The 505-nt window shown below is 62.6% G+C and carries 2 protein-coding genes; both read right to left on the bottom strand.

Features of this window, described 5'->3' with window-relative positions; all coding sequences use genetic code 11:
• A partial coding sequence (locus tag JK635_RS28760; protein WP_202655263.1) for an acyl-CoA thioesterase occupies nt 1–371 on the bottom strand: 371 nt, incomplete at its 3' end.
• A gap of 1 nt (nt 372) precedes the next feature.
• Complete coding sequence (locus JK635_RS28765) at nt 373–489, bottom strand: acyl-CoA dehydrogenase family protein (RefSeq protein ID WP_498043882.1); 117 nt, start codon at nt 487–489, stop codon at nt 373–375.
• Between the last annotated feature and the right edge of the window lie 16 nt (nt 490–505).

Genomic DNA, 505 nt, shown 5'->3' on the forward strand with positions numbered 1-505 from the left:
GCCAGCACTAGGCTGGCCCGCACCCTGTCTTCTCCGGCCGGCCCGGCCAGCCTGACACGCAGCGTGACCGATGCGCCGCCGATCTTTTGCACACGCAATTGCGCACGCAGCAGGTCGCCCAGTTCGCTCGGTGCGACGAACGACGTCTCGACATGCACGGTGGGCAAGCCCAGGCCGCGTTGCAAGTGCAGTTCCCTGAAGCTCATGCCGAGACCTTGCGCGCACCAGTCTTCCACCAGGTTGTTGAACATCTCGAAGTAGCGTGGATAGAACACGATTCCCGCTGGGTCGCAGTCGCCGAAACGCACCGTCACTTCGGTTGTGAAACCAAAGGTCTCGCTTTCCTGCGCGGCATGGATGACGTCGTTCATGTCAGGCCGATGCCATCGATGCGGCACGCAGCAGTTCGCGGCCTATGATCATCTGCTGCACTTCGGTCGCGCCTTCATAGATGCGCAGCGAACGGATCTCGCGGTACAGCCGTTCCACCGGCTGCCCGCTTACC

Origin of the sequence: Neobacillus paridis, assembly GCF_016765675.1 — a bacterium.
In the GTDB taxonomy this organism is placed as follows: Bacteria; Bacillota; Bacilli; order Bacillales; family Cytobacillaceae; genus Neobacillus; species Neobacillus paridis.